This is a genomic window from Pseudarthrobacter sp. 01T43 (assembly GCF_056398665.1).
This window is the reverse complement of record NZ_JBFTPV010000010.1, coordinates 44,497-70,053: the sequence shown is the minus strand read 5'-3', so window position 1 is coordinate 70,053 and position 25,557 is coordinate 44,497. Positions and strand designations below refer to the sequence as shown.

27 protein-coding genes, 1 pseudogene and 1 riboswitch are annotated in these 25,557 nt (G+C 66.0%); of the genes and pseudogenes, 13 read left to right on the top strand and 15 right to left on the bottom strand.

Annotated features, from left to right (window positions below; genetic code table 11):
• Positions 1-19: 19 nt before the first annotated feature.
• On the bottom strand, positions 20-1,408 hold the full coding sequence (locus AC1DIM_RS11400) for a short-chain fatty acid transporter (protein ID WP_477710593.1): 1,389 nt from the start codon (positions 1,406-1,408) through the stop codon (positions 20-22).
• A 226-nt stretch (positions 1,409-1,634) separates the two neighbouring features.
• Between AC1DIM_RS11400 and AC1DIM_RS11395 the strand changes: the two genes are divergently transcribed.
• Together AC1DIM_RS11395 and AC1DIM_RS11390 are read left to right on the top strand one after the other, a co-directional pair.
• Positions 1,635-2,552, top strand: coding sequence for a LysR family transcriptional regulator (locus AC1DIM_RS11395; protein WP_477710592.1), 918 nt, complete (start codon positions 1,635-1,637; stop codon positions 2,550-2,552).
• A gap of 54 nt (positions 2,553-2,606) precedes the next feature.
• Positions 2,607-3,446 carry a hypothetical protein gene (locus tag AC1DIM_RS11390; protein WP_477710591.1) on the top strand — a complete coding sequence of 280 codons (840 nt, stop codon included), beginning with the start codon at positions 2,607-2,609 and terminating at the stop codon, positions 3,444-3,446.
• 28 nt (positions 3,447-3,474) lie between these two features.
• Here the strand turns inward: AC1DIM_RS11390 and AC1DIM_RS11385 are convergent, their stop codons facing one another.
• On the bottom strand, positions 3,475-4,722 hold the full coding sequence (locus AC1DIM_RS11385; protein ID WP_477710590.1) for an NAD(P)/FAD-dependent oxidoreductase: 1,248 nt from the start codon (positions 4,720-4,722) through the stop codon (positions 3,475-3,477).
• 109 nt (positions 4,723-4,831) lie between these two features.
• Here AC1DIM_RS11385 and AC1DIM_RS11380 point away from each other — a divergent pair, with 109 nt between their 5' ends.
• Positions 4,832-5,353, top strand: coding sequence for an Lrp/AsnC family transcriptional regulator (locus AC1DIM_RS11380; protein WP_477710589.1), 522 nt, complete (start codon positions 4,832-4,834; stop codon positions 5,351-5,353).
• Positions 5,354-5,438: 85 nt separating this feature from the next.
• Here AC1DIM_RS11380 and AC1DIM_RS11375 read toward each other — a convergent pair whose 3' ends face one another.
• A complete protein-coding gene (locus AC1DIM_RS11375) occupies positions 5,439-6,512 on the bottom strand; it encodes a DNA polymerase IV (protein WP_477710588.1) in 1,074 nt (357 codons plus the stop codon).
• Positions 6,513-6,689: 177 nt separating this feature from the next.
• Between AC1DIM_RS11375 and AC1DIM_RS11370 the strand changes: the two genes are divergently transcribed.
• Positions 6,690-7,409: an SDR family NAD(P)-dependent oxidoreductase gene (locus tag AC1DIM_RS11370; protein ID WP_477710587.1), complete on the top strand. Its 720-nt coding sequence runs from the start codon at positions 6,690-6,692 to the stop codon at positions 7,407-7,409.
• A gap of 67 nt (positions 7,410-7,476) precedes the next feature.
• On the opposite strand, the gene clpB is transcribed toward AC1DIM_RS11370, so the two are convergent.
• The 7 genes from clpB to AC1DIM_RS11335 form a co-directional block, all read right to left on the bottom strand.
• Entirely contained in the window at positions 7,477-10,134 is a 2,658-nt protein-coding gene (gene clpB, locus AC1DIM_RS11365; protein ID WP_477710586.1) for an ATP-dependent chaperone ClpB, read from the bottom strand.
• A 166-nt stretch (positions 10,135-10,300) separates the two neighbouring features.
• Positions 10,301-10,978, bottom strand: a complete 678-nt coding sequence (locus AC1DIM_RS11360; protein ID WP_477710585.1) for a hypothetical protein — start codon at positions 10,976-10,978, stop codon at positions 10,301-10,303.
• Positions 10,979-11,131: 153 nt separating this feature from the next.
• On the bottom strand, positions 11,132-12,196 hold the full coding sequence (locus AC1DIM_RS11355; protein WP_477710584.1) for a sulfate/molybdate ABC transporter ATP-binding protein: 1,065 nt from the start codon (positions 12,194-12,196) through the stop codon (positions 11,132-11,134).
• Positions 12,193-13,047 (bottom strand): ABC transporter permease, encoded by an 855-nt coding sequence (locus AC1DIM_RS11350; RefSeq protein ID WP_477710583.1) that lies wholly within the window; start codon positions 13,045-13,047, stop codon positions 12,193-12,195. Before AC1DIM_RS11350 ends, AC1DIM_RS11355 begins: the two co-directional genes overlap by 4 nt.
• Positions 13,048-13,055: 8 nt before the next feature.
• Complete coding sequence (gene modA / locus AC1DIM_RS11345; RefSeq protein WP_477710582.1) at positions 13,056-13,853, bottom strand: molybdate ABC transporter substrate-binding protein; 798 nt, start codon at positions 13,851-13,853, stop codon at positions 13,056-13,058.
• Positions 13,850-14,260 carry a TOBE domain-containing protein gene (locus tag AC1DIM_RS11340; protein ID WP_477710581.1) on the bottom strand — a complete coding sequence of 137 codons (411 nt, stop codon included), beginning with the start codon at positions 14,258-14,260 and terminating at the stop codon, positions 13,850-13,852. The genes modA and AC1DIM_RS11340 overlap by 4 nt, the downstream gene beginning before the upstream one ends.
• Before the next feature lie 36 nt (positions 14,261-14,296).
• Complete coding sequence (locus AC1DIM_RS11335) at positions 14,297-15,832, bottom strand: FAD-dependent oxidoreductase (protein WP_477710580.1); 1,536 nt, start codon at positions 15,830-15,832, stop codon at positions 14,297-14,299.
• Between the two features lie 227 nt (positions 15,833-16,059).
• Between AC1DIM_RS11335 and AC1DIM_RS11330 the strand changes: the two genes are divergently transcribed.
• Complete coding sequence (locus tag AC1DIM_RS11330; protein WP_477710579.1) at positions 16,060-16,929, top strand: DUF4031 domain-containing protein; 870 nt, start codon at positions 16,060-16,062, stop codon at positions 16,927-16,929.
• 83 nt (positions 16,930-17,012) lie between these two features.
• Here the strand turns inward: AC1DIM_RS11330 and AC1DIM_RS11325 are convergent, their stop codons facing one another.
• Complete coding sequence (locus AC1DIM_RS11325) at positions 17,013-17,789, bottom strand: cupredoxin domain-containing protein (RefSeq protein WP_477710578.1); 777 nt, start codon at positions 17,787-17,789, stop codon at positions 17,013-17,015.
• A gap of 507 nt (positions 17,790-18,296) precedes the next feature.
• Between AC1DIM_RS11325 and AC1DIM_RS11320 the strand changes: the two are divergent.
• The 4 genes and pseudogenes from AC1DIM_RS11320 to AC1DIM_RS11305 form a co-directional block, all read left to right on the top strand.
• A pseudogene (locus AC1DIM_RS11320) lies at positions 18,297-18,563 on the top strand (VOC family protein); the annotation flags it as partial.
• A gap of 140 nt (positions 18,564-18,703) precedes the next feature.
• Entirely contained in the window at positions 18,704-19,846 is a 1,143-nt protein-coding gene (locus AC1DIM_RS11315) for an ABC transporter permease (protein WP_477710577.1), read from the top strand.
• Positions 19,843-20,571: an ABC transporter ATP-binding protein gene (locus AC1DIM_RS11310; protein ID WP_477710576.1), complete on the top strand. Its 729-nt coding sequence runs from the start codon at positions 19,843-19,845 to the stop codon at positions 20,569-20,571. The genes AC1DIM_RS11315 and AC1DIM_RS11310 overlap by 4 nt, the downstream gene beginning before the upstream one ends.
• 101 nt (positions 20,572-20,672) lie before the next feature.
• Positions 20,673-21,257, top strand: a complete 585-nt coding sequence (locus AC1DIM_RS11305; RefSeq protein ID WP_477710575.1) for a TetR/AcrR family transcriptional regulator — start codon at positions 20,673-20,675, stop codon at positions 21,255-21,257.
• A gap of 52 nt (positions 21,258-21,309) precedes the next feature.
• On the opposite strand, the gene AC1DIM_RS11300 is transcribed toward AC1DIM_RS11305, so the two are convergent.
• The 4 genes from AC1DIM_RS11300 to AC1DIM_RS11285 all read right to left on the bottom strand — a co-directional run bounded on the left by AC1DIM_RS11300 (position 21,310) and on the right by AC1DIM_RS11285 (position 23,132).
• The gene (locus tag AC1DIM_RS11300) at positions 21,310-21,714 is read right to left on the bottom strand and encodes a YccF domain-containing protein (protein ID WP_477710574.1); all 405 of its coding nucleotides are present in this window, start codon (positions 21,712-21,714) and stop codon (positions 21,310-21,312) included.
• 101 nt (positions 21,715-21,815) lie between these two features.
• Entirely contained in the window at positions 21,816-22,415 is a 600-nt protein-coding gene (locus tag AC1DIM_RS11295; protein WP_477710573.1) for a phosphoribosylanthranilate isomerase, read from the bottom strand.
• A gap of 85 nt (positions 22,416-22,500) precedes the next feature.
• Positions 22,501-22,644, bottom strand: a complete 144-nt coding sequence (locus AC1DIM_RS11290; RefSeq protein WP_477710572.1) for a hypothetical protein — start codon at positions 22,642-22,644, stop codon at positions 22,501-22,503.
• A gap of 65 nt (positions 22,645-22,709) precedes the next feature.
• On the bottom strand, positions 22,710-23,132 hold the full coding sequence (locus AC1DIM_RS11285) for a hypothetical protein (protein ID WP_477710571.1): 423 nt from the start codon (positions 23,130-23,132) through the stop codon (positions 22,710-22,712).
• A gap of 65 nt (positions 23,133-23,197) precedes the next feature.
• Between AC1DIM_RS11285 and AC1DIM_RS11280 the strand changes: the two genes are divergently transcribed.
• From AC1DIM_RS11280 to AC1DIM_RS11265, 4 genes are all read left to right on the top strand, one after another.
• Positions 23,198-23,836 (top strand): HutD/Ves family protein, encoded by a 639-nt coding sequence (locus tag AC1DIM_RS11280; RefSeq protein ID WP_477710570.1) that lies wholly within the window; start codon positions 23,198-23,200, stop codon positions 23,834-23,836.
• 324 nt (positions 23,837-24,160) lie between these two features.
• A riboswitch (guanidine-III (ykkC-III) riboswitch) is annotated at positions 24,161-24,225 on the top strand.
• Positions 24,226-24,234: 9 nt separating this feature from the next.
• The gene (locus AC1DIM_RS11275) at positions 24,235-24,558 is read left to right on the top strand and encodes a DMT family transporter (protein WP_477710569.1); all 324 of its coding nucleotides are present in this window, start codon (positions 24,235-24,237) and stop codon (positions 24,556-24,558) included.
• Complete coding sequence (locus AC1DIM_RS11270; protein ID WP_477710568.1) at positions 24,558-24,920, top strand: DMT family transporter; 363 nt, start codon at positions 24,558-24,560, stop codon at positions 24,918-24,920. Before AC1DIM_RS11275 ends, AC1DIM_RS11270 begins: the two co-directional genes overlap by 1 nt.
• A gap of 9 nt (positions 24,921-24,929) precedes the next feature.
• The gene (locus AC1DIM_RS11265; protein WP_477710567.1) at positions 24,930-25,556 is read left to right on the top strand and encodes a nucleoside/nucleotide kinase family protein; all 627 of its coding nucleotides are present in this window, start codon (positions 24,930-24,932) and stop codon (positions 25,554-25,556) included.
• Position 25,557 lies beyond the last annotated feature (1 nt).

Sequence of the window (25,557 nt, the reverse complement as noted above, 5' to 3'; positions counted from 1 at the left end):
TTTTCGTGTTGAAGTGGGCTTAGCCCAGGTAGCCCCAGAGGAGGATGGCGCCGACGTAGATGATTCCCACCCAGAACATCATGATCACGGTGTAACCCATAATGTCCTTCAGCTTGAGCTTGGACAGCGCCAGGGCGGGGAGGATCCAGAAAGGCTGGACCAGGTCGTTCCAGGCGTTGCCCAGCATGACGGACATGGCGGTCTGGGCAGGGGAAGCGCCGATCGCGTTCGCAGCATCGATCATGAAGGGGCCCTGGATCATCCAGTGGCCGCCGCCGGACGGTGCGAAGAAATTGATCAGGAACGAGCTGATCAGGCCCCAAAACGGCAGCGTCTCGGGAGTGGAGATGCTGGTGAAGACCCCCGAAATGGTCACAACCAAACCGGAGGCAGCCATGATGGCCATGATCCCTGCGTAGAACGGGAACTGCAGGATGATGCCCGAGATGGTCTTGATGCCCTCGTTGAGCTGCTTGAGGTAGGCGTTGGGCGTGCCCAGGAGCAGGATGCCGAGGAACAGGATAAAGAAGTTGATCAGGTTCAGGTCAACGCCGCCGCCCCGGACGAAGTGCACCACAACGTAGGCCATTCCGAGCGCGCCGATTGCCATGGCGAGGATGCGGCTGTTGTTGAGCTTGGACGCGAAGGTGTTGGCGTCACCATCCACCACAACGGCCTTGGTGGGCTCGGAGAGGTGCAGGGCACGGTTGATCTCGGTGACGGGCTGGCCGGGCTTGGGGTGGAGCATGGCGTTCAGCAGCGGCAGCGTCACCAGGACCATGGCGGCGGTGACCAGCATCGGCAGCGAGAAGATGGTCTCTGCCAGCGGGATGAGACCCATCTGCTTCTCCATCGGGTGTCCCGGCGTCGAAATGACCATCGGGATGGTGGCGGAAAGGCCCAGGCCGTACATGGTAAATCCGCTGTAGGCCGCGGCGATGATTAGCGGGTAGTGGACGCCCTTGACGTGCAGGGCCAGCTTCTTGGCAACGATTCCGCCGATGACCAGGCCGAATCCCCAGTTGAGGTAAGAACCCACGGCACCCACCAACGTTGCCACGATCACCGCGGTGCGCGGTGTTTCCACGTGGCTGACGATGGCGTTGAGCAAGCGCTCGACAACGGGCGCGTTGGCAAGGACGTAGCCCATGGCCAGGATGACGGCCATCTGGGTAGTGAACGCGAGCAGGGACCAGAATCCGTTTCCCCATGACGCCGTGACGTCGTCGAAGCTCTGGCCCTCGATCACGATGGCGAGGATGACCGTCAGGATGGTCAGGATGATGGCGAACACAAAGGGATCCGGCAGGAAGCGCCGCATCAGCTCGGTGAAGAAGCCGGTCACCTTCTGCATGCCCACGGCACGCTTGGCGACGGGAATTTCGGCCCTGTCCATAGTTTTGGTCATGATTGTCCTCATTGAATTGAAAGAGTTTTGGCGCGCAGCAGATAAAGGGGTGCCTGCCGGCTGACCTGGGGAGGCGCTGGGAAGCTTGCGGCGGGCGGGGGTCGATGCCCCGCATCACAGCCGTGGGTAACCTAGCGCACACTCAAGATCGCAGAACAAGCCGATAACTGTCCAATAAACTTTAAGTAAGAGTCCGATTACGAAACCGTTATGGGTGGCTGGGCAGATGCATCTGAAGTACCTTCGGGCGTTTGCAGTCCTTGCCGAAGAACTGCACTTTGGCCGCGCGGCCGAGCGGCTGGCAGTTGCCCAGCCGCAGCTCAGCGTGTGGATCCGCCGGCTGGAGCAGGAGCTCGGCGTCGCGCTTTTTGAACGGTCTTCCCGGACCGTCCGCCTGACCGATGCGGGGCACGCGGTGCTGGAGCCGATCCTGAAGACGCTGGAAAGCGCCAGTCTCATCGAGCGTGCTGCGACGCTCGGCAGCTCGGCCGTAGTGGGCCAGGTGCTGGTGGGGTACGCCGGTGCGAGCAGCCGGGACGTGGTGCCGCCGCTGGCCAAGGCGGTGCGTACCGCAGAACCCGGCATCGAGCTGAAACTTAAGTCGCTCGTGTACGGCGGCCTGGCGCCGGCGGAAGTAGCCTCCGGCGCCATCGACATCGGGTTCGGGCGGCTTCCGGTGCGGGACAAGGATGTCCGGACGCGCGTGTTCAGCTATGAACGCCTTTTGGTTGCCCTGCCGGAGGACCACCCCCTTGCATCCGCGGGCACTATCCAGCTGACGGATCTCGCTCAAGAACCCTTTGTGGCCTTCCCGGCAACTATCGGCTCAAACCTCCGGGAGGCGACCACCCGGCTTGCCCTGGAAGCAGGATTTTCGCCGCATGTGATGCAGGAAGCGCCCGACTCTTACGCCGTCCTCAGCCTGGTGGCCGCAGGGGTGGGCGTCACCCTCACGTTGTCGTCGGTCCGGCACATCAACCCGCCGGGCCTGGTCTACCGTGAGCTTGCCGGTCCGCCCACATACCTCGCCGTTGTGGTGCTGTGGCGCCACCACGGAGTTGGCCGGGCAACCCAGGCAGTCCTGGACATCTTCGAGCGGATTATGCCGACGCCACCCGAGCCGGCCGGGCGCATCCTCAACTGATGTTTGGCTGGGGCTACGCCTCCTGAGCTATTTGGCGTCGCGCTAAACTGAACCATGATCGGTGCGCGCGCCAGTCTTCTGGCTTGGCTCGTTGCCTTGGCGACCCTCCTCGGTGCCTGCGCGCCCGCGACCCGCCTCGACGACGCAACCGGTCAGCCTGCCCCTGCCATCTCGGCGGCGCCGTCAGCAGCGGGTGAGACGGCCGCGGCCCTTCAGCCGCCCGCCCTCCCGGCACCCACCGCCGCGCCGAGCCCCGTCCCGACTCCGGTTCCCGCACCGCCTGCGGCGCCCCAGGCGTTCGCCCTCAACCTCTACCGGGAGGGGGACTTCGTGCCGCAGTACACCTTCGACTGGTGTGTTGCGGCGAGCATTCAGATCGCACACAACCTCATCGACGGCACCGGCGGCGGCACCTGGACCGACCGTACCCAACAGAACCAGCTGTGGGAGATGGCCCGGGCACGGTCGTCTGACTCGTTCAACGGTGCCAACCCGTTCGGGTGGGCCCAGGTGCTGACCGAAGCCGGGATGGGCCCATACAAGGTGGTGAGCATCGCCGACTACCAAGACGCCCTGCAAACCGCCGCGCGCGCCATCGCCAACACGGGCCGGCCTGTCGGGCTGGTCATGTGGAGCGGCCGGCATGCCTGGGTGATGAGCGGGTTTGAGTCGCTCGGCGACCCCCACGAATTCCCCAAGTTCACCGTCACCGGCATCCGCGTCCAGGATCCGCTCTACCCGAACGGCAGCGGACAATGGGGTCCCTCGCCCGCACCCAACAGCCTGCTCACCCCGGAGCAGCTGGCGACGCAGTTTGTGGTCCGCGAGCCGCGGCGCTGGAGCAGCGGTCTGCCAACCGGCTACCTGCTGGTCCTGCCGACGGCCCCGGCCTGATCAGGCCGGGGCGCTTGCCGGCTGAGGGTCACCGGAGCGGGTCGAAGGGGCGGATCTCCTGCGGAATGTGCCCGGTGGTGATCTGCTCGGCCAGCAGTTTGCCGGTGGCCGGTCCAAGCACGATTCCCCACATGCCGTGGCCGCCGGCGACGTAGACCCCCGGGGAACGGGTCGCGCCGATCACGGGCAGCCCGTCAGGCGTGACGGGGCGGGCACCCACCCAAATGTCCTCGAGGTTCTCCAGATCCATGTTGGTGAACAGTGGCCGCACCGAGGCGAGGATGGCATCGATGCGTCCCGTCTGCAATGGCTCATCCGGGCCGCGGAACTCCATGGTGCCGGCAATCCTGAGCCGGCCCTGATACGGCGTGCACGCCACCCGGCGGGCCGGGAAGTAGATGGGGAACTCGGCGGGATCATCCGTGGCGACGCTGAAGGAATAGCCACGGCCAGCCTGGATCCGGGTCTTCACACCAAGCGGCTTGGCCAGCGCCGGCAGCCAGGCTCCGGTGGCCAGCACCACGACGTCAGCCTGGACCGGCTCCTGCCCGTAGCTCTCCACAGAGATCCCCTGCGGGCCGTGACGCAAAGCCCGCACTTCCATCCCGCTCATAATTCTTCCGCCGCGGGCCTGCACGGCATCGGCCAGTGCCTGAACAAACGGCCCGGGTTCGATGAAGCGCTGCTCCTCCATTTCGTAGACGGTTGAGACACCGGCGGAGAGCTGTGGCACCTTGAGCTGCGGATTGTCCAGACGCGTGAGCGGCACGTTCTGCCCGGCCTTTTCCACCTGCTGGATCTCGTGGACGAACGGCTTGCTTTCCTTTTCCTGCTCGAACCCGATGACGAAGGGTCCCTTCCGCGTCCACGCGTCCACGCCGCCGGAAGTCAGCTCATCGAAGGCGTTCAGGGCCATCCGGTCAATCGGCGTCAGCGCAGCCATGGCCTTGTCCCAGGCCTTGGCAGTGGCGTGCAGGCCGAAGCGTGCCAGGAACGCCCACAGCTTCGGATCCAGCCGGGCCGGGATATGGAGCGGCGCACTGGCATCGAGCAGTGCCTTCGGTGCGTAGGACCACAGGGTCGGATCGGCCAGCGGCATGGCCATGCCTGGCGTGAGCCAGCCGGCGTTGCCCCACGATGCGCCGGCAGCGACGGCGGAGCGCTCGAGGACTGTCACCTCGACCCCGCGTTCCTGCAGATGCCAGGCCGTAGCCAGGCCAACCATTCCAGCACCGACAACGACGGCGGTGCGGGGCGACTGTGCACGTGCGTACATTCCACTCTCCTTCAACCATGACTCATGCCACATGGCATTGGCTTCAGTCTGAAGAATGTAAAAACCAACCTCAATTGATTCGGCAATCATTCTGGGCGAAGCTGGCCTTATGCCACTTAATTCAGAAAAGGTCGGAAGTTTTGCGCCAGGACCGAACAACACTCGGCATGCGGTCCTGGACGAAACGGACCACCTCATCATCCGGCTGCTGCAGGCCGACGCACGGACGCCGAACAACGCCATTGCGGCCGCCGCCGGCATCGCCCCCTCCACCTGCCACGGCCGGATCCGCTCCCTTCAGGAGCGGCGCATCATCCGCGGCTTCCACGCGGATGTGGATCCGGCGGCAGTAGGGCGCGGACTGCAGGCCCTCATCGCCATCCGGCTTCACGCCCATGCGCGGGCCAACCTCACCGAGTTCGAAAACTACCTGGCCGGCCTGCCCGCCGTCGAGAGCATCTTCTTCGTCACCGGGGACCGGGATTTCCTTATTCACGTCGCCGTGTCTGATTCGGCCGCACTCCGCGACCTCGTGGCCGCCAACCTCAGCCTCAGGCCGGAAGTGGCCGGCACGAATACGACCGTGATCTTTGAATACTTACGGCCGACAGACAGGTCGCCCGTGGCCTGATCGCATGGTCGCTCGAACCAGGGGGACGCTCATGGGCCCTGGTCGGCCCGCCGGACGGTTCCGCCGCATCAGGCGCGCAAGGCCGTCACCAGCCGCCACGCGTGGGCGTGTGTCCCTTTCGGGCATCGTCGGGCATTGCCATTTCGGCCCGCAGGCCCAGAAGCCGGATGGGGCGCTCCGCTTCGATTGCGGTTGCGAGATCCAGGGCGCGGGCCAGGATTTCGTTCCGGTCGAAGGTCTCGGGAATCTTCCTGGCGTGGGTTGTGGTGATGAAGGGCGCGTACCGGACCTTGAGGGTCAGCCCGACCACTGGCCGCCCTTCGGCCACCACGTCCTCAAGGACGCGCGCTGTCAGCTCCCTGACGGCGTCGTCCACCTGCGCGGGGCTGCTCAGGTCCTGCTGGAAAGTGGTTTCCCGGCTGTGCCCGCGGGCCACCCACGGGGTGTCGTCCACAACGCTGGCGCCGTCCCCGCGCCCCAGCTCCGCGTACCAGGGGCCCATCTTGGGGCCGAACTCCGGGACCAGGTCTTGGGGGTCGGAGGCGGCGAGCTCGGCGACCGTACTGATGCCGAGTTTGGCCAGCCGGCCCGACACTTTGGCTCCGACGCCCCACAGGTCCCTGGTGGGCCGGGGGCCCATGACCGCGAGCCAGTTCCCGGCAGTGAGACGGAAAACGCCGGCCGGCTTGCCGAAACCGGTGGCGACCTTGGCCCGGACCAGGGTATCGCCGATGCCCACGCTGCAGTGCAGCCGTGTTTGTTCCAGGACAGCGGCCTGCACCTGCCGGGCGTAGGCTTCGGGATTCTCTGTCTCGGTGCCAATAAAGGCTTCGTCCCACCCGAGTACCTGGACAGTGGCGCACGGCTGCGCGCGCAGGGTAGCCATCACCGTTTCGGACGCCGCGAGGTAAGCCTCGTGATCGACGGGCAGGATCACGGCGTCGGGCACTTTCCGGGCAGCAATGCGTAAGGGCATTCCGGAACCCACGCCGAACGCCCTGGCTTCGTAGGATGCGGTGGACACCACAGCCCGTTCCGTGGGGTCGCCCCGACCACCGACAATAATCGGCCTGCCCGCAAGCTCCGGCCGCCGGAGCACTTCGACCGCCGCGATGAACTGGTCGAGATCGACGTGCAGCACCCACCGGATTCCGCTCACGTCACCAGTCTGCCCTAAACATCCTTCGCAGGCATCGCCTCCCGATGCCCCACCGACACACAAAGGTTGACTTTTCAACTATTAGTGGCAAGATAGATGTATACGCATATAAAATGCGCACCGCGGGAACATCGACACGACCGTGACCGCGAAATCGCTTAGAGATTGGACTGACTCATGCAACTCGAGAACAAGGTCGCATTCATCACCGGCGGCGGATCGGGGCTCGGTCTCGCGACCGCAAAGGCCTTCATTGCCGAAGGCGCGAAGGTCATGATCTTCGATTTCAACCCCAAGTCGCAGGAAGTCGCCGACGAGATTGGCGCGAAGTTCTTCCAGGGCGACGTCTCGAAGGCCGAAAACGTTGAGGCCGCCGTCGCCAAGACGGTCGAGGAGTTCGGCAGCCTCGACATTGCCGTCGCCTCGGCCGGTGTCGGCGGCGAGGGCGACGTTGTCACCTCCACCGTGGAAAACTGGGAGCGCACCAACGGCATCGACTACTCCGGCGTGTTCTACACCAACAAGTACGCCATCGCACAGCTTCTCAAGCAGGGCAACGGCGGTGTCGTTGTCAACCTCGCATCGATGTTCGGCCTCGTGGCCATCTCGAACAACATCGCCTACTCGGCTTCGAAGGGCGGCGTCGTGAACATGACCCGCGCCGCCGGGACGATGTATGCGAAGGAGGGCATCCGTGTAAACGCGGTGGCCCCGGGCGTCATCCGGACCCCGCTCATCGACGAGCCGACCCTTGAGCAGTACGCAAAGCTGCACCCGGCCGGCCGCGTCGGCGAGGCGCAGGAAGTTGCCGATCTCATCACCTTCCTGGCGAGCGACAAGGCGAAGTTCATCACGGGCGCGACCATTCCGATCGACGGCGGCTACACGGCCGTCTAGCAGAAACCGGCAGCACCCGAAAGCGCCCCCTCCACCGGAGGGGGCGCTTTCCGCATACGGGTCCGCTTTATTTCTTCCGCCGCACCACCAGGCCGGTGCCGGCGGGCGCGCCGCCGTCCAGCCCTGTGAGTGCCTCCAGCCCTTCAACGGTGAGTTCGTCGACGTCGGCCGCGGCGTCCACGAGCACGGTGTCACCGTCCGCGATATCCCCGGCGAGGATGGCCTTGGCCAGGCGGTCGCCGATTTCCCGCTGAACGAGCCTCCGCAGCGGCCGGGCACCGTAGGCAGGATCGAAGCCGGACATTGCCAGCCAGGAGCGGGCACCCTCGGACACTTCCAGGGTGAGCCGGCGGTCGTGCAGCCGCTTTCCGAGCTCGGCCACCTGGAGTTCCACGATGTGCGCCAACTCGTCCACGGTCAGGGCGTCGAACAGCACCACCTCGTCCAACCGGTTCAGGAACTCCGGTTTGAAGGACGCGTTGACCGTGGCCATAACGGCATCCCGCTTGGCCTGGGGATCCAGCGTTGGATCCACCAGGAACTGGCTCCCCAGGTTCGAGGTCAGAACCAGGATCACGTTGCGGAAGTCCACGGTTCGGCCCTGGCCATCCGTGAGCCGGCCGTCGTCGAGCACCTGCAGGAGGATGTCAAAAACCTCTGGGTGGGCTTTCTCCACTTCGTCGAGCAGGATCACTGAATACGGCCGACGGCGGACGGCCTCAGTCAACTGGCCGCCCTCCTCGTAGCCGACATAGCCCGGAGGGGCGCCGACGAGCCGGGCCACAGAGTGCTTCTCGCCGTACTCGGACATGTCGATCCGGACCATCGCGCGTTCGTCGTCGAACAGGAAGTCCGCGAGCGCCTTGGCGAGTTCCGTCTTGCCAACACCGGTGGGGCCCAGGAACAGGAACGAGCCTGTGGGCCGGTTGGGGTCGCTGATGCCGGCCCGCGCACGGCGGACCGCATCCGAAACCGCCGTCACGGCCTTGGACTGGCCAATGAGCCGCTTGCCCAGCTCCTCCTCCATGTGCAGCAGCTTCTGGCTTTCACCCTGCAGCATGCGGCCGGCGGGAATGCCCGTCCAGGCCGAAATAACCTCCGCGATGTCGTCCGCGGTGACCTGCTCAGCCACCATCTGGCCGGATTTGTCCGTGACAGCCTCTTCGGCTGCCGCGGCGGCGTTCAGCTCGCGCTCCAACGCCGGGATCTCGCCGTAAAGGATCCGCGACGCCGTCTCCAGGTCGCCTTCGCGCGCGGCTTTGTCGTAGGTGGAGCGCAGTTCGTCGAGCTTGGCCTTGAGGTCGCCCACGCGGTTAAGGCCGGCCTTCTCGGCTTCCCAACGGGCGTTCAGCGCGTCCAGCTCTTCGGTCTTGTCCGCCTTGTCCGCACGGAGGGCCGCCAATCGCTCTACGGAGGCGGCGTCCTTTTCGTTCGCAAGGGCAAGCTCCTCCATGGTTAGCCGGTCCACTGCACGGCGCAGCTGGTCAATCTCCTCCGGCGCGGAGTCGATCTCCATCCGCAGCCGCGATGCGGCCTCATCCACCAGGTCGATGGCCTTATCCGGCAGCTGCCGCCCCGAGATGTAGCGGTTGGACAGCGTTGCCGCGGCCACCAGTGCGGCGTCAGCAATGGTTACCTTGTGGTGCGCCTCGTAGCGCTCCTTAAGGCCGCGGAGGATGCCGATGGTGTCCTCCACGCTCGGCTCGCCGACGTAGACCTGCTGGAACCGGCGCTCGAGTGCCGGGTCCTTCTCGATGTTCTCGCGGTACTCGTCCAGCGTGGTGGCACCGATCAGCCGCAGCTCACCGCGGGCCAGCATGGGCTTGAGCATGTTGCCGGCATCCATGGACGACTCCCCCGTGGCGCCCGCCCCCACCACGGTGTGGATCTCGTCGATGAAGGTGACGATCTGCCCCTCGGAGTTCTTGATTTCCTCCAGGACGGCCTTGAGCCGCTCCTCGAATTCGCCGCGGTATTTGGCTCCTGCCACCATCGAGGCGAGGTCCAGGGCGATCAGCGTCTTGCCGCGCAGGCTTTCCGGCACGTCGCCTGCGACGATGCGCTGAGCGAGGCCTTCGACCACGGCAGTCTTGCCCACACCGGGCTCGCCAATGATGACGGGGTTGTTCTTGGTGCGGCGGCTCAGCACCTGGATGATACGGCGGATCTCGGTGTCGCGGCCGATCACCGGGTCCAGCTTGCCCGAGCGCGCCATCGCGGTGAGGTCAGTGCCGAACTTCTCCAGGGACTGGAACGTGTTCTCAGGGTCCGGGCTGGTGACTTTACGGTCACCGCGGACACCCGGCAGGGCGGCGAGGAGCGCCTCATGGGAGGCACCGGCGTCGCGCATTAACCGCCCGACGGCGTCACTTCCGGCAGAGAGCCCCAGCAGCAGCACCTCGGTGGACACAAAGGTGTCGCCGAGGCGGTCGGCCTCGTTTTTGGCGTTTTGGATGGCCTGCAGCGCGGGCCGGGAAGGCTGGGCCTGCTGCGCGGAACCGCCCGACGTTGCCGGCAGGGCCTTGATGGCACTGCTCGCCTGGACGCTGACGGTGTCCGGGTCTGCGCCCGTAGCCCGGAGGAGCGCGACGGCGACGCCCTCCCGCTGATCCATCAGGGCCTTGAGCACGTGCGCAGGTTCAACCTGGGGGTTGCCGATGGTGGAGGCATTCATGGCTGCCGCCGAAAGAGCCTCCTGGCTCTTGGTGGTGGGTTTGAAATCCAAAGAGAGCTCCTTCCGGAATGAGCATTTTTGCTAACTTGAGTCTACTACGCTCAACTTTGAAGTACGCAATACTTAGAGCCTTTTTGCCCACAGCGAACCAGGCTCCCGGCAGCATCACCCGGACGCCTGGAAGTGGTGTCCTTGCACTGTATCGCCGCTTGCGTGATCAATCTAGGACGGTAGCTAACCGGCCGCGGGTTTCGTCTCGATGTAGTTGATCACCAGGAATTCCCCCGCCGGGACCAGTTCCACGTACCAGCGGGTTGGCTTGTCCAGATCCTCCCAGTTGCCCTCCCCGGCGACGACGGGCCGGTAAACGGCGTCGAACTTGAGGAACGTCCCGCTGTCCGTGGCGCTGGAATTCGATTTCCTTCAGCAGTTCGAACTTCCCCCGCCCGCTCATGCCCGGCCCGGCCAGGCGGACCGCCGCCAGGTTCTGCTGGTTCATCGCCTTCACCGACGCAAAATACTCCTGCCAGGCCACGTCGCTGTGGGCGGTGAACAAGGTTCTCGAATAAGCCTCCGCGTTCCGGACTGCCAGCCGCTCAACGCAGCTTTCGGGGACCGCCGTGCCGGGACTCCACACGGCGACCAGTTCGGAACCCGCATTGAACCAACCGCTGTAGGCGTTCAGGACGCTGCCGATCGTCTTACGTGGCGTGCCAAGGGGGATCCGGACCGGGGTCAGGTCATTCTGCCCAACAAACGGGCACTCCGGCGGCAGCGCCGACACGGGCGTGGCCGGCGCGATGTCCGGCGGCCGCGTTGGCGACGGGAACAGGCTGCAGCTGGTAAGGCCCGCCAGCAACGCCAGTGCGGCAGCCGCCGTCGTAATTTTCTTCATGCTTTCCCCCAATACCGCCGCCCTCGTCCGGACGACGCTGACCAGCCTACCCGCGTCGGGGGCGCGGGAAGTGATAGAGCGTCGGCCCAAAACCCGCATTGAGTGATAGAGCGTCGGACAAAAAGCCACGTTAAGTGAGAGAGCGTTTGGGGGTTAGCTGGGGTAGATGGCCACGGCGCCGGCCTTGACCACGAAGTACACCCGCATGCCTGGGGCGAGCCCCAGATCGGCGGCGGCGGCCGGGGTGATATCCGCACTCAGTTGCCCGCTATCGCCCGCGCGGACGCGGATCTGGTCGCCGTGCGGCTCCAGGTCGGTGATGGTCACCGGGAAGGCATTGCGCGGGCTGCCGTGCGCTTCGGACAGGAAAACGGAGACGGCCGACGGCGGGAAGACCGCCACGCCCGGCTGTCCGGCGGGCAGCGGGCCGGGGAAGTCGTGGTGCTGTCCGTAGAGGCTCAGCCCGACGGACCGAAGGCCATGTTCAGTGATGTCACCGGCCAGGAAATTGAGCCCGGCGAGCCCGGCGGCGAAGCGGCTGCGCGGCCGCTGCAGGACGTCGCGGGTGGGGCCGTCCTCGCTGATCCGGCCGTTTTCCAGGATCACCACGCGGTCCGCGAGCATCAGGGCATCGAGGACGTCGTGGGTGATGATGATGGCGCGGCGGCCGGCCAGGACGCGCTTGAGCAGGCGCCGGAGCAGCGGCGCGGCATGGATGTCTAGGGCGGCCATCGGCTCATCCAGCAGGAGCAGCCCGGGGTCGGCGGCGAGCGCCCGGGCCACCGCCACCCGCTGGGCCTGCCCCCCGGACAGCGCCGCGGGGCGCCTGGCCTGCAGTTCCGTAGCCTCGACCTCCGCGAGCCAATGCTCGGCGGACTTCCTGGCGGTTTCCTTCGAGGCGCCGGCGCTCCGGGGCCCGAACGCCACGTTGTCCAGCGCGTTCAGGTGCGGGAAGAGCAGTGGTTCCTGCGCGAGGAGGGCGGTGCCGCGATGATGCGGCGCGGTCCATGTCCCCCGCCCGGCGGTGAGGTCGAAGAGCGTCCTGCCGTCCAACTCTGCCCTGCCCGAGTCCGGGTGCAGCAGGCCTGCGATGACGTTGAGCAGCGTGGATTTGCCGGCGCCGTTGGGACCCATCACGGCCACTGTTTCGGCCGTTCCGACGCTGAGGGACACGTCAAAATCCCGCTGATCCACGGCGGCCCGGACCACAAACGTCACTGGACTGCACCGCTCGCGGCGGGTGCCGTCGTCGTACTCGCCGAGGCTGGCTGCCTACCCGCCCGGGGACCCCGGTAGGCGAGTGCCACCACGGCAACGGCGACGGCCACCAGGACCAGGGAAAGCGCGACGGCGGCATCGGCGTCCGTTTCGCGCTGCAGGTAAATTTCCAGCGGCAGGGTCCGGGTCACCCCCTGCAGGCTCCCCGCGAAGGTGAGGGTGGCGCCGAATTCGCCGAGGCTGCGCGCGAAGGAGAGAACGGCGCCGGACGCGAGGCCCGGCAGTACCAGGGGTAGCGTGACCCGGCGCAGCACGGTGCTGGGGCTGGCACCCAGGGTGGCGGCCACCGCTTCGTATTTCGGCCCGGCGATGCGCAGCGCACCCTCGAGGCTGACCACCAGGAACGGCAGGGCAACAAAGGTCTGGGCCAGCACCACTGCGGTGGTGGAGAACGCGATCTGCAGCCCCGCCACCTCCAGCGTCCTGCCCAGCAGGCCCTGCCGGCCGAACGTGTATAGCAACGCAATGCCGCCCACCACCGGGGGAAGCACCAGCGGCAGGAGGACGAGGGAACGCAGGACCCGCTGGCCCGAGAAACTGCCGCGGGCCAGCACCAGGGCGAGCGGCACCCCCAGGACGATGCACAGGACCGTGCTCGCTGCCGAGGTGCGCAGGCTCAGGCCAAGGGCTGTCAGCGAGGATTCGGACGTGACCAGGGGGATGAAGTTGGCCCAGTTGACCTTGGCCACCATGGCTACCAGCGGGAGCACAACGAGCAGCGCCCCGGCGGCCGCGACAGTGTAGATCCAGGCGGGAATACCCGTATAGGTGGCGGCTTTGCGGGCCGTCATGGTCGGCCTCACGGCGTGCCGAAGCCAGCCTCACTGAGGGTTTTCCGGCCTTCTGCGCCGGTCACCATGGCGATGAAGGCTTGCGAGAGTTCCTTGTTCCGGCTGGCGCCTACCGTGGCGATGGGGTACGTGTTGACCGCCCCGCTGGACTCGGGAAACGCGATGCCCCTGACCTTATCCCCCGCGCCTTTGACGTCCGTGACATAAACCAGGCCGGCGTCGGCCTCTCCGGAGGTCACCTTGCCCAGGACGTCCGTGACCGACGATTCCTCACTCACCGGAGTCAGGGTGACTCCGGCGGCCTTTTCCACCGCATCCGCAGCCGCCCCGCAGGGAACCTGGCTGGCACAGACCACTACCCTTGCACCCGGTTTCGCCAGATCGGCGAAGGAGGAGATCGACGCCGGATTCGACGGCGGGACAGCAATTTCCAGGACGTTGGTGGCAAAGTTCCGCGCGGTTCCGTCAAGGAGTTTGGCGTCGGCCAGTTTGGCCATGTTCTTGGTATCCGCCGAGGCAAAAACGTCTGCCGGCGCACCCTGGGTAATCTGCGTAACCAGGTCCGCTGAGCCTGCGAAGCTCAGCACCACCTTGGTGCCGGGGTTCTTCGCCTCGAATTGTGCGGCCAGGTCGGTGAATGTAGCTTTCAGGGAGGCGGCGGCGAAGACAGTGACGGTTCCCGCGAGCTGGCCGGTGGACGTGGACGGTGATGCCGCCGGCGCCGTGGAAGCCGGGGCGCAGGCGGCGAGGCCCAACAGGATGGCGGCGGAAACCATGGCGGTTTTCATGTGCGTGCGGGTGCTCATGCGGAGCCCTTTCCCTGCGGGGTTTCGATGATGACGGTGGTGGCCTTGACCACGGCGGTGGCCACGGAGCCGAGTTCCAGGCCGAGGTCGCGGACGGCTTCGCTGCTCATGAGCGAGACCACGCGGAACGGGCCGCACTGGAGTTCCACCTGCGCCATCACTTTGTCCGCGGTGATGCCTGTGACGAGGCCGACGAACCGGTTGCGTGCGGAGCTGCCGCTCCGGTGCGGATCGTCGGGAAGCTGCGCGAGTTTCCGGGCGTGCCGGGCCAGTTCCAGCCCGTCCACTGCCAGCCGGCCGGCGTCGTCTTTTATGGCGGTGAGGGTGCCGTTGTCCGTCCAGCGCCTGATGGTGTCATCACTGACACCGAGGAATYTGGCTGCTTCGGAGACGCGAATAGTGGGCATTTGTCCATATTAGTCCGCATTTGCGGTTTCTGAAGGCTATTTGAGGTTTTCCGGCAGGTGTTCCGGCCCGGGCGGGAGGTTGGTGGTCGCGGGCCCGTGGATGACCGTTCCGTCCGTGACGAATCGGGAACCGTGGCAGGGGCAGTCCCAGGTGGTTTCGGCAGCGTTGAACTCGACGGTGCAGCCCAAGTGCGTGCAAACGGCTGAGAGGGAGTGGAGCTGTCCGTTGGCGTCTCTGTAGACCGCGGTGCTTTCGCCGGCGACGTCGATGACTGTTCCTTCGCCGGGGGCCAGTGTGACCTGGCCGGGCTGCAGGCCGGCTGCATCGGTCAGGGCCGGGGCTTTGTTCGCTTCTCCCAGCCCGCCCGCCCTCGTTGCCGGGACGGTTCGGTTGCTGTTAAACACCGCGGCCCAAGGGTTCTCCCGGCCGCCGATGATGTCTGTGAGGAGGAGGGCCGCAGCTGTTCCGTTGGTCAGGCCCCATTTGCGCAGTCCGGTGATGACATACACATGCTTGGCGTCAGCGGACATGAGCCCAACGTAGGGCAGCCCGTCCGCCGGCAAATTGTCCTGTGTTGACCAGCGGTGGGTGACTTCACTGACGCCGAGCCTGTCACGGGCAAAGGCGGCAAGCCTGCCGTACCGCCCGGCGGTGTCACCTGCCCCGGACGCGGGATGGCCCTCCCCGCCGGTCAGGACATAAGTCTGGCCATCGATGCCGACGGTCAGGATGGAACGCATCGGTTCGTCGACGCTAATGAACGTGGCGTCCAGCGGCGGAGTGTCCACGCGTCCGGCCACGATGTAGGAACGGTGCGGCTGGCACCGGGCGTCGAAACTGCCCTGGTCGGCGAACGGCACATTCGTGGCGACGATGATGTCGCGGGCCCGGACCGTGCCGCCCTCGGTGTCCACCACACCCGGGGCGCCGTCCTGGACCCGCAGCGCCCGGGTCTGTTCGAAGACGAAGCTGCCATCGCCCTGGACTGCACGCGCCAGGCCTTGGAGGTAGTTCACCGCGTGGAACTGTGCCTGCCCGTCGAACCGGACCGCGCCCTGGACCGGGAACGGCAGCGGCACGTCCGTGGTGAAAGTCGAGGGCAGGCCGAGGCTCGCCGCGAGATCCGCTTCGGCGCGGACTTGTTCCAAAGCCTCGTCGGTTTCGGCATAGGTGTGGTTGGTGACGACGCGGAAGTCGCAATCGATGCCCTCCGCAGCCACCACCCGCCGTATGTGTTCGATTGCGCCCCGGTTGGCCTGGCCGTAGATGCGGGCAGTGTCCATGCCGTGATTGCGGGCGAGTTCCGTGTAGACGAGCCGGTGCAGGGACGTCACCTTGCCGGTGGTGTGGCCGGTGACGCCGGTTCCCACCCCTGCCGCCTCGATGACCGCGACCGTACGCCCGGCTCGTTTGAGGGCCAACGCGGCCGTCAGCCCGGCGACGCCGGCTCCGATGATCGCCACGTCCGCCTCGATCTCCCCGTCCAGCGCCGGGTAGCCGGTCTCCCCGGCGGAGGCGAGCCAGAGGGATACCGGTTCGCCTTGCAGCGGGCCACCGCCTGATATCTCCATCGATATCTCCCCTCTCACCGAACGCCTGGCGACATGTGTGCTGATCATCCGCCTTCCTGGGTGGAATATCAACGGTCCGGCATCCCCCCGGCGGGCAGTATCCGCAGGTCAGCGGCCGGCCGCGGAACATCCAGTAGCGGCGGCGCCGGCGGAGGTCATGCGGGCGCGGCCACACCGCCGGTCACCCGCAACGCCGCCTGGGTGGCGGGGCGGAATAGACTCTTCCCATGGCGATTTATCTGGATCCGCCCCTGTGGCCTGCCCACGACACGCACTTTTCACACCTGATCTCGGACACGTCCCTGGCGGAACTCCATGCTTTCGCCGCTGCGGCCGGCGTCCCGGACCGGGCGTTCGACGCCGACCACTACGACGTCCCGGAGCGCCGGTTCGATGGCCTCGTGGCCGCAGGCGCCATACCGGTGGAAGCCCGGATCCTGGTCCGCAAGCTCATCGCCAGCGGGTTGCGAATCCCTGCCAGGCAGCGCAGCAAATCCCTGAAAGTCCCGCTCCTGAAACGCTGGGAAAGCATCATGCCCGGCCACGACGCCCTCTTCCTGGACCTCCTGGACCGGTGGGGTGAGGAGCACCGCAAGTACCACGGCCGCACCCACCTGTTGGCTGTGCTGGAGGCCCTGGATCTACTCACTGATCCCGATGATCCGCCGCGGACCGTGCTGCTGGCGGCCTGGTTCCACGACGCCGTGTACCGCGGGGTCGCGGGCCAAGACGAGGAGGAATCCGCCCAACTCGCCGAGGACCGGCTGGCCGGGGCCGGGCTCCCGGCGGCTGAGGTCGAGGAGGTTGCGCGGCTGGTCATGCTGACGTCGGACCACCGCCCGGAACCAGGCGACGACGACGGCGCCCTCCTCTGCAACGCGGACCTGTCGGTCCTCGGCGGCGAACCGGAGCCGTACGCCCGGTATGTGGCCGCCGTCCGGGAAGACTACGCGCACATCGGGGACGCCGATTTCGCAGCCGGACGCGCCGCCGTCGTACGCCAGTTACTGGAACTGGACCCGCTCTTCCACGGCGAGCGGGCACGGAAGCTGTGGCTCGACGCCGCGCGCCGGAACCTTCAAGGCGAACTCGCCTGACGCTCAGGGGCGCTGCAGTGGCGCCAGCGGGGACCAACGGTCCGGCCGGATGATTCGTCCAGCCGCACCGTCATGGAAAATCCTCAGTCCACGACCCTGACCTGACCCACCATCCCCATATAGTCATGCAGTGCGCAGATGTATTTGAAGGTCCCGGTCTTCATGAACGTGACCTCGAAGGTCGCGCCTGGCGGCATGAACCCCGAGTTGAGGTCGCCACCGCTGAACTGCGTTGGATCGCCCGCAGGGACAAAGATATTCGCTGGTTCAGCGCCGAAGGTGACCGTGTGGGGCGCATCCATTCCCGGGTTGCTGAACACCACTTTGTCGCCCACGTGCACGGTCACAGTCGGCCGGACGAAGCGCATGACCATCGCAACGCCGTCGTCGCCGCCGGTCAAGACCAGATGTTTGCTGGCTTGTTCGGCCAAGGAATCATTTAACCGGTGTCCGTCACGAAGTATGGACCGTTCCTGTGCCCGGGACGAGCGATCATAGTCCCGCTGGGTGTAGGGGTATTCCGCCCCTGCTTCCTGGACATGGACCGTCCCCTTCATGGCCATGCCGTGAACCACGCAGTAATACGTAAAGTCCCCCACCTTCGGGAATGTCAGGCTATAGCTCTTCACGACAGTAAAACCCGGAACTTCAACGTTGGACATGAGCCCCGAGTTGTAATAGGACGTCCCGTCGTAACTCGTCGTGCCCCTCAGCCCCAATTGATTGGGGTCAAACGGATCAAAGGGCTTCAGCGCTTGGCCCGCGGCGACGAACGTAACAGTGTGTATTTCGGCGCCGTTCGCCTCCCAGTTGATCGTGTCCCCTGCGTTGACTGTGATGTCTGTGGGGAGGAAGGCCATGCCCTGAATTGCCTGGTCCCATGATTCGGAGCCGACTTGAACTGTCCAGGAATGCGTCCCCCAGCTGGATGCACCTGCGGGACCGGCGACGGCCACTGATGTTGCCAGCGCAGCGGCGGCCGCAATAATGAACGGGAGTGTGTGGAATCTGGTGCGAATGCCCTTTATATGCTTCATCGCAATGCTCTCTTTAAACCGTGTCCGGCCATCACTGGCCGATGGATCACCGTGACCGGTTCACCCCAGCCGGGAGGCATCCCAAACTGGTCACTGTTTCTCGGCGGGCGGACCTTCGGGCGCTCCTGCAAGAGTGCAGGAGCATGGCAACCAGCAAGATTCACGCGCCGGAAAAGCACCACTTCCGTGGTGCGGCGCAGATTTTCTATTTTGATCCAAGCGCCTTCGCTGGCGTGCGTGATAGCCGACGGGCGGAAGCTGGGACGCAATTATTACACTCCTCCTGCGACCCCAATTTGTCGAGTCTGATGCCCGGCCGACGGCGTCAGCCCGGACCTGCTCTTCCTGAAGGTACCCGAGCGGAAAGAGCTAAGAAACAGGCTGCACCTGGATCTGCGGCCGGGCGATCGGGCTGAGGAAGTGCAGCGGCTGGAAGCCTTGGGCGCCACCCGTGCCTCTGTCGGGCAGGGGCCCGAGGCGACTTGGGTGGTCATGGCCGACCCTGACGGCAACGAATTCTGCGTGCTGCGGCCGTTGCAGTCGGAGGAACTCGAAGCCCAGGGACTGGTGCCTGGGGCGGACGGACCGGGCGTCTGACACCGGGCACCTGACACCGGCCGCCTGACCGCCACCGGCGCAGTCGGATTTGAAAGAATGACCTTTTCCTGACAAACTGTCGGAAAGATGCCGACATCTTGTCAGCAACTTAATTCTTTCACCCAAACCTAGGATTGCCAATGTTCCTTGCACTCCGCGAATTGATCTTCGCGCGTGGCCGCTTCAGCCTGATGGGCGGTGTCATCGCGCTCATCGCCGTACTGATGGTGATGCTCTCCGGCCTTTCCTCGGGCCTCGTCAACGATGGTGTGTCAGGCCTCAAGTCGATGCCCGTGACCGCATTTGCCTTCGACGAGGGCACCAAGACAGACAACGCCTTCTCCCGCTCCGTGATCGATGACCAGCAGCTCACCGCCTGGCGCGGCGTCGAGGGCGTGGCCGCGGCGGAGAAGATGGGCGTCGGCATGGCCAACGCCACCACCGACTCCGGTAAGCAGGTGGACCTCACGCTTTTCGGCATCGAACCCGGATCCTTCCTGGAGCCCTCCCGCTCCGAGGGCGCTGGACTGGGCGCCGCTGACGGCATTGTGGTGTCCTCGACCGCAAAGGCTGAAGGGATCGACCTCGGCACGGTCGTCACACTGGACCGGATCGGTACGACGCTCAGAGTAGTTGGCTTCACCGATGGCCAGGCCACGTTCGGACACGTCGATGTCGCCTACCTGCCGTTGAAGACCTGGCAGTTGATCACTTCAGGCCAGGCCGCAGCCGGAACTCCCACCGCCGCGCAGCTGTCCGCAGTGGACTTCGATACCGCCAGCGTCGTCGCCGTCCAGGCCAAGCCCGGCGCCAAGCTGGACCTTGCCGCGGGCGACACCGCCGCCGGAACGTCCAGCAAATCCCTGTCGGCCGCCTTCAATGCATCTCCCGGTTATGAGGCCGAAACCATGACCCTGAGCATGATCCAGGTCTTCCTCTACGCGATCTGCGCCCTCGTGGTCGGCGCGTTCTTCACCGTGTGGACGATCCAGCGGAAGCACGAGATCTCGGTACTGCGGGCCATCGGGGCCTCCACCGGCTACCTGCTGCGGGATGGGCTGGCCCAGGCCGCCATTCTGTTGGTGGGATTCACCGCGCTGGGCGTAGCCGCCGGCCTGGGACTGGGCGCCGCCATGCCGGAAGCCATGCCGTTCGCTCTCGAGGCCGCTCCGATCGCCACCGCTACGGCTCTCACCATTGGTCTGGGCCTGATCGGTGCCGCCGTGGCCGTGGTACGCATTTCCCGGATCGACCCGCTCAATGCCCTTGGAGGACAGCGATGACCAACCCCACGTTCCCGACAGCCGGCGCAAGCCGGGCCGCTCTCCCAGCGACCGGCCTTTCCATCCGCCACGCGGTGATGGAACTTGGCGACGGCGACACCCGGGTGACCGCCCTTGATGACGTCAGCCTCGATGTAGCTGCGGGCGAGTTCCTCGCCATTGTGGGGCCGTCCGGTTCCGGCAAGTCCTCATTGCTGGCCGTCGCCGGCGCCCTGGCCTCCCCCGATTCCGGAACGGTCACGGTCAACGGCCAGGACCTTTCCCAGCTGAGCCAGGGCAAACGGGCTGCGTTCCGGCTCTCCAACATCGGCTTCGTCTTCCAGTCGGGCAACCTCATTCCGGCACTGACCGCGGCGGATCAGCTCCGGCTGGTCAACCGGCTCGCGGGCGGTCCGACGGCTTTCGACCCTGTTGCCCTGCTCGACTCGGTCGGCATGGCCCACCGTGCCGGCAACCGCCCCGGCCAGCTTTCCGGCGGCGAACGCCAGCGCGTCGGCATCGCGCGGGCACTCGTCTCCGGAGCGAAACTCCTTCTCGTGGATGAACCGACCGCATCCCTGGACAGGGCCCGCAGCCGCGAGGTTGTGGAACTCCTCGCACGGCAAAGCCACGAGCACGGCGTCGCAACCGTCATGGTTACCCACGACCATGACGTCCTGGGCTACTGCGACCGCGTCCTTGAAATGGTGGACGGCCGCTTAGGGGCCCCAGCCCTGGTCCCCTAACACGCCCGGCCCCGGGCACGACGACGGCGGCCTGCTCAGCAGGCCGCCGTCGCGCGCCGTACCCTTGATGGGTAAGTCAGCCAGTGTCAAAGGATCCCCGAATGCCCAGAATCAGTGCCGCCACCGTTGCGGAGCACCGCGCCGCGCAGGAACGCGCGCTACTGGACGCTGCCCACGAACTCCTGCAGGAAACCTCGGAAGCGCCGACCATGGCCGAGGTCGCCTTGCGGGCCGGACTCTCGAGACCCAGCGTCTACCAGTACTTCGACTCCCGGCAGGACCTGCTCCAGGCCCTGGTCCGGGACATCTTCCCGCGCTGGACCGAGCGTGTCACCAACGCCATGGCCAACGCCCCCACCAAAGCAGACCGCATCCTGGCCTACGCCACGGCCAACGTGGACCTCGTCGCCGAAGGAGCCCACGCCGTCGGGGCGGCGCTAGCCGCGCTGACCCCGGGGGCCGAACTCAACGAGCAAGCCACCCGGATGCACCGCCAGCTCCAGGAACCGCTCGTAGAGACGCTCACAGAGCTTGGGGTTGCTGATCCCGCATCCCTGGCCGAAATGATCAACTCGGTCGTCCACGCCGGCACCCGCATGCTCGAATCCGGGCAAACACTGGAGCAAGTCCACTCCCACCTCAGGACGCTGCTCGGGCCGTTCGTGACGAAACACCAAGGCGCCTAAAGCCGCTGGGAGTTGAGTCCCTTCCGGACACCGCGCCGTACCGGCTTAAGGGTTAATGACGGTAGGCCGTGATGAATGGGGTGTTGGTGGGCACAATCTGCTTGCCCAGCGGCATCAGGCTCACTGGGATGAGCTTCAGGTTGGCGATGGCCAGCGGGATACCGATGATGGTGACCGCCATGGCGAAGGCCGTCACCACGTGACCGATCGCGATCCAGATGCCTGCCACCACCAGCCAGATGACGTTCCCCAGCAGCGAGAACACGCCGGTTCCGCCAGGCTTGTCCACCACCATCCGGCCGAAGGGCCACAGCGTGTACGCCGCGATCCGGAACGAGGCGATGCCCCAGGGGATGGTCACGATCAGCAGGCAGCAGATGATGCCCGCCGCGAAGTAGCCCAAGGCGAGCCAGAATCCGCCGAAAACGAGCCAGATGATATTGAGCAGTGTCTTCATCTGTCCATTGTGCCCTGCAGGGACGGACAAAAATGTAGGGGTCTGCCCTGATTGGTCCCTGAAATAATGGCCGGAATCGAAGTGGTGGCCTAGTCCTAGGGTCAGCCCTTGGCGGCCTTCACGAACGCTCGGATCTTGTCCAGATCCTTCACGCCACGTGAAACCTCGACGCCGGAGGAGACGTCCACGCCCCACGCGCCCGCGGCTGCGGCGGCCTCGCTGACGTTGCCGGGATTCAGCCCGCCAGCCAGCAGCCAGTCGCGGCCCTCAAGCTCTGTTACGTCCAGCATGGAGGCGTAGTCCCAGGTCTCACCGGATCCGGGGACGGCGGCGTCGATCAACAGGATGTCCTCGCCCCAGTCGGCGAACGCGTCCGCAGTGGCCGCCATGGTGACCGCCCTGATCAGCTTCATGCCGGCGTCGTGCACTGTGGTGACGTCTCCCGGGGTGAGGTCCCCGTGGAGTTGGATCCACTCGAGTCCGGCGGCGCGGGCGATTGCCACGGCATCGACCACGGGCTCATGCCGGAAAACGCCGATGGCGGTCACCCCGGCAGGCACATCGGCGAGGAGCGCGGCAACCTGCGACGGCGAGACTGCGCGGGGGCTCGCAGTCAGGACAAACCCGACGGCGTCAGCCCCGGCCTCCACGGCGACACGGACCGATTCCGGCGTACTGAGACCACAAATCTTGACGAACATTCCCGGCTCCTTCAGGCTTTCTTCGCGATGTCCCCCGGGAGGACACTAGCAGGAATCGGGGTCCGCGCCGGTGGCGAATGTGAACTCAGCTGTCTGCCAACACACGCGCCACCATGTTCCTTCCGGATTGTTCAAAGGCGGCATCCCCAACCTGGTTCGCCCATACGACGGTGCCGATGGCTTGATTGATGTTCTCCAAACGCCACATATCGGCCTCGGCGGGCGTCACGATCTTGCCCAGGCCGTCATGGAAAGCTGCCGCCAGTCCGGGCCGGCCAACGAACTGCTGATGGCTCAGACGGAGGTTTTGGCGGTCAGGGCCTTGGCGTACTGGGAGGAGGCGCCAGCAGCCCGGTGGATTTTCGTCAGGAGTGCCCTGGCTTGGCGATACGTTTCAGGGTCGTCCTTGGCTGCCGTCCCCTCCACCAGCGTTCCGGGCAGGAACCCGGTCACCAGGATCCCGGCCTCCGCCGAGGCGTGCCGCAACTCGGGCACGCGGCCGGCCAGGTCTTCGAATCCAACGCCATGGGCTGCGATTTCGCGGCGGATGTGGTGGCTGGTGGTGCTAGCCTTGACGATCAACTCTTCGCCCGCTTGCGACACAACGTGGAGGACGGTGGTGTCCTGCAGGGGCCAGCTGTAGTCGCACACCACCTCGTAGGAGCCGAGCCACATGACCAGCCGGCGGCTTTGTTCGTCCGTGATCCCGTGGCGCATCCACCCAGCATGCCACGCGCGCCCCGTCCGTCCATCGAACCGGCCGGACAAACTAGGCTGGACGGATGGAGATCATCCGCTTCGCAGAACTCAGGTCCGAACCGTGGCGCAACGGCGGCGGGGCAACCCGCGAACTGGCCAGCCATCCCAAGGCAGCCTCCGCGCAGGACGGTGCCTGGGACTGGCGCGTCAGCATCGCCGATGTCACCAAGGCCGGGGATTTCTCGGCGTTCCCTGGCATGGAGCGTGTGCTGACCGTGGTGGACGGCGAGCTCCTCCTGCTCACCGTGGACGGCGCCGAGCATCCGCTGGAAAAGTATCGGCCCTTCAGGTTCTCCGGTGACGCTGCTGCGCACGGTGCGTTGCCCACCGGTGACATCCGGGACCTCAACGTCATCACCCGGGCCGGTTCATTCAAGGGCTTCACCTCCATCATTGAGCTCTCCAAAAAGCGCGCGCATCCCGTTTTTGCGGGTCAGCTCGCGGTGCTTTTGCAGGGCCAGGCCACCGTCAGCCCCGGAACTGCCGGGGCCGACGCCGCTGCCAGCGCCGAGGCAGGCGCCGACGGCGAAGCTGCCGCGGCCCCCACGGCACCCGAGGCACTCAACCGCTATGACGCCGTCGTCGGTTCCGATGACCACTCCCCCGAGGTCCTGGGCCGCGGCTTCCTGGCCGTGGTGTCGATCGACCGCGTGGCGGGCTGACGGGCTGCAGGCCAGCCGTCATCGACTACACATTTGGCGAGCTGGAGCCTGCCGTGTGGTGCGAGAAAAGCGTTAGGGTGGGACACGAAGACCTCCGTTTGTGGAACTGGACTCTAGACAAGCCCCACTCCACTCGGAGGTCTTCTTCATGTCACCCCACCACGCCGAACGTCACTAACGTCCGTGGTCAATACAACTAGGTAGCAGCAGGTGTCGTTTTGAGAGCTCATAACGACATCTACTGCTACCTACTTGGGCCCGGACCCCGGCGGTGAGGTTGGCCACCACCTTGCCACCCGCCGTCGGGGGTTTGCTACGCTGGAAACAAGGCCCCGCAACGGGCCTCCGGACGACGGTTCAGTACCCGGCACGCGACAAGACTGGCCAAAGGATCTGTCATGTCGTGGTTAATCCTCGTTCTTTCCGGGTCACTGGAGGCCGTCTGGGCCGCCGCCCTGCACCGGACCTCCCAGGTCACCGGCCGGCGCCGCATCGGCCCCGCGCTCCTCTTCCTGGCCTCCGTCCTCGCCAGCATGGCTGGCCTCGCCCTCGCCATGCAGACCATCCCCACCGGCACCGCCTACGCCGTCTGGGTCGGCGTGGGCGTGGTGCTGACCTCCGCCTACGCGATCCTCACCAAGGCAGAACGCCCGACGACGGCCCGCCTGCTGCTGCTGACCGGCATCGCCGCGTGCGTGGTCGGCCTGAAGGTGGTGGCGTGATGAACCCGCGTTCCCTTGCGTGGCTGCTGCTCCTCGGCTCCGCCGTCCTCGAGGCCGTCTGGGCCACCGCCCTGGGCCTGTCCGACGGCTTCACCCGCCCCCTGCCCACCGTTGTCTTCGCCGTGACGGCCACGCTAAGCATGATCGGACTGGGACTTGCGATCCGCAGCATCCCGCTCGGCACCGCCTACGCCGTCTGGGTGGGAATCGGCGCTGCCCTCACGGTCGGCTGGGCCATGGCCACCGGCGTCGAACCCTTCAGCCTGTTGAAGGTGCTGTTCATCGCCGGGATTGTGGGCTGCGCCGCAGGACTCAAGTCCCTGCCCGCCGATGCCAAGGTCCGGGAGGACCAGCCGGTTTAGGCTTTTGCCATGGACTCCTCCGAAATCGCCGCTGCGATCGACACGCTGAGGCACAGGCTCCACGACGGCCGCCGGACCTTGCTGGGCATCACCGGGGCTCCCGGGTCCGGCAAATCCACGTTTGCCGCCCGCCTGCAGCAGGAGATCGGCCCTGAGGTTGCCGTTGTGGTGCCGATGGACGGCTTCCACCTGGGCAACGCCATCATCGACGGCACACCGCTGCGGGAGCGCAAAGGGGCCATGGACACGTTCGACGTCGGCGGTTACCTGTCGCTGCTGCAGCGGCTGGTCCGGCGGGACGAGTCAGTGGTCTACGCGCCGGAGTTCCGGCGCACCCTGGACGAACCGGTGGCCGCGTCCATCGCTATCCCGGGGTCCGTGCCGCTGGTGATCACCGAAGGGAACTACCTGCTGGCGGAGACACCTGAGTGGAAGGATGTGCGGGAGCAGCTGGATGAGGTCTGGTTCCTGGACACGCCTCCTTCAGTCCGGCTGGCCCGGCTGGTGGACCGGCACGTGGAGTTCGGCATGGAGCGGACCGCCGCGGAAGCCTGGGCCTCGGGCCCGGATGAGAGGAACGCCCGGCTCATCGACGCCACACGCCAGGCAGCGGACCGGATCATCCCTTGGGGCTAGG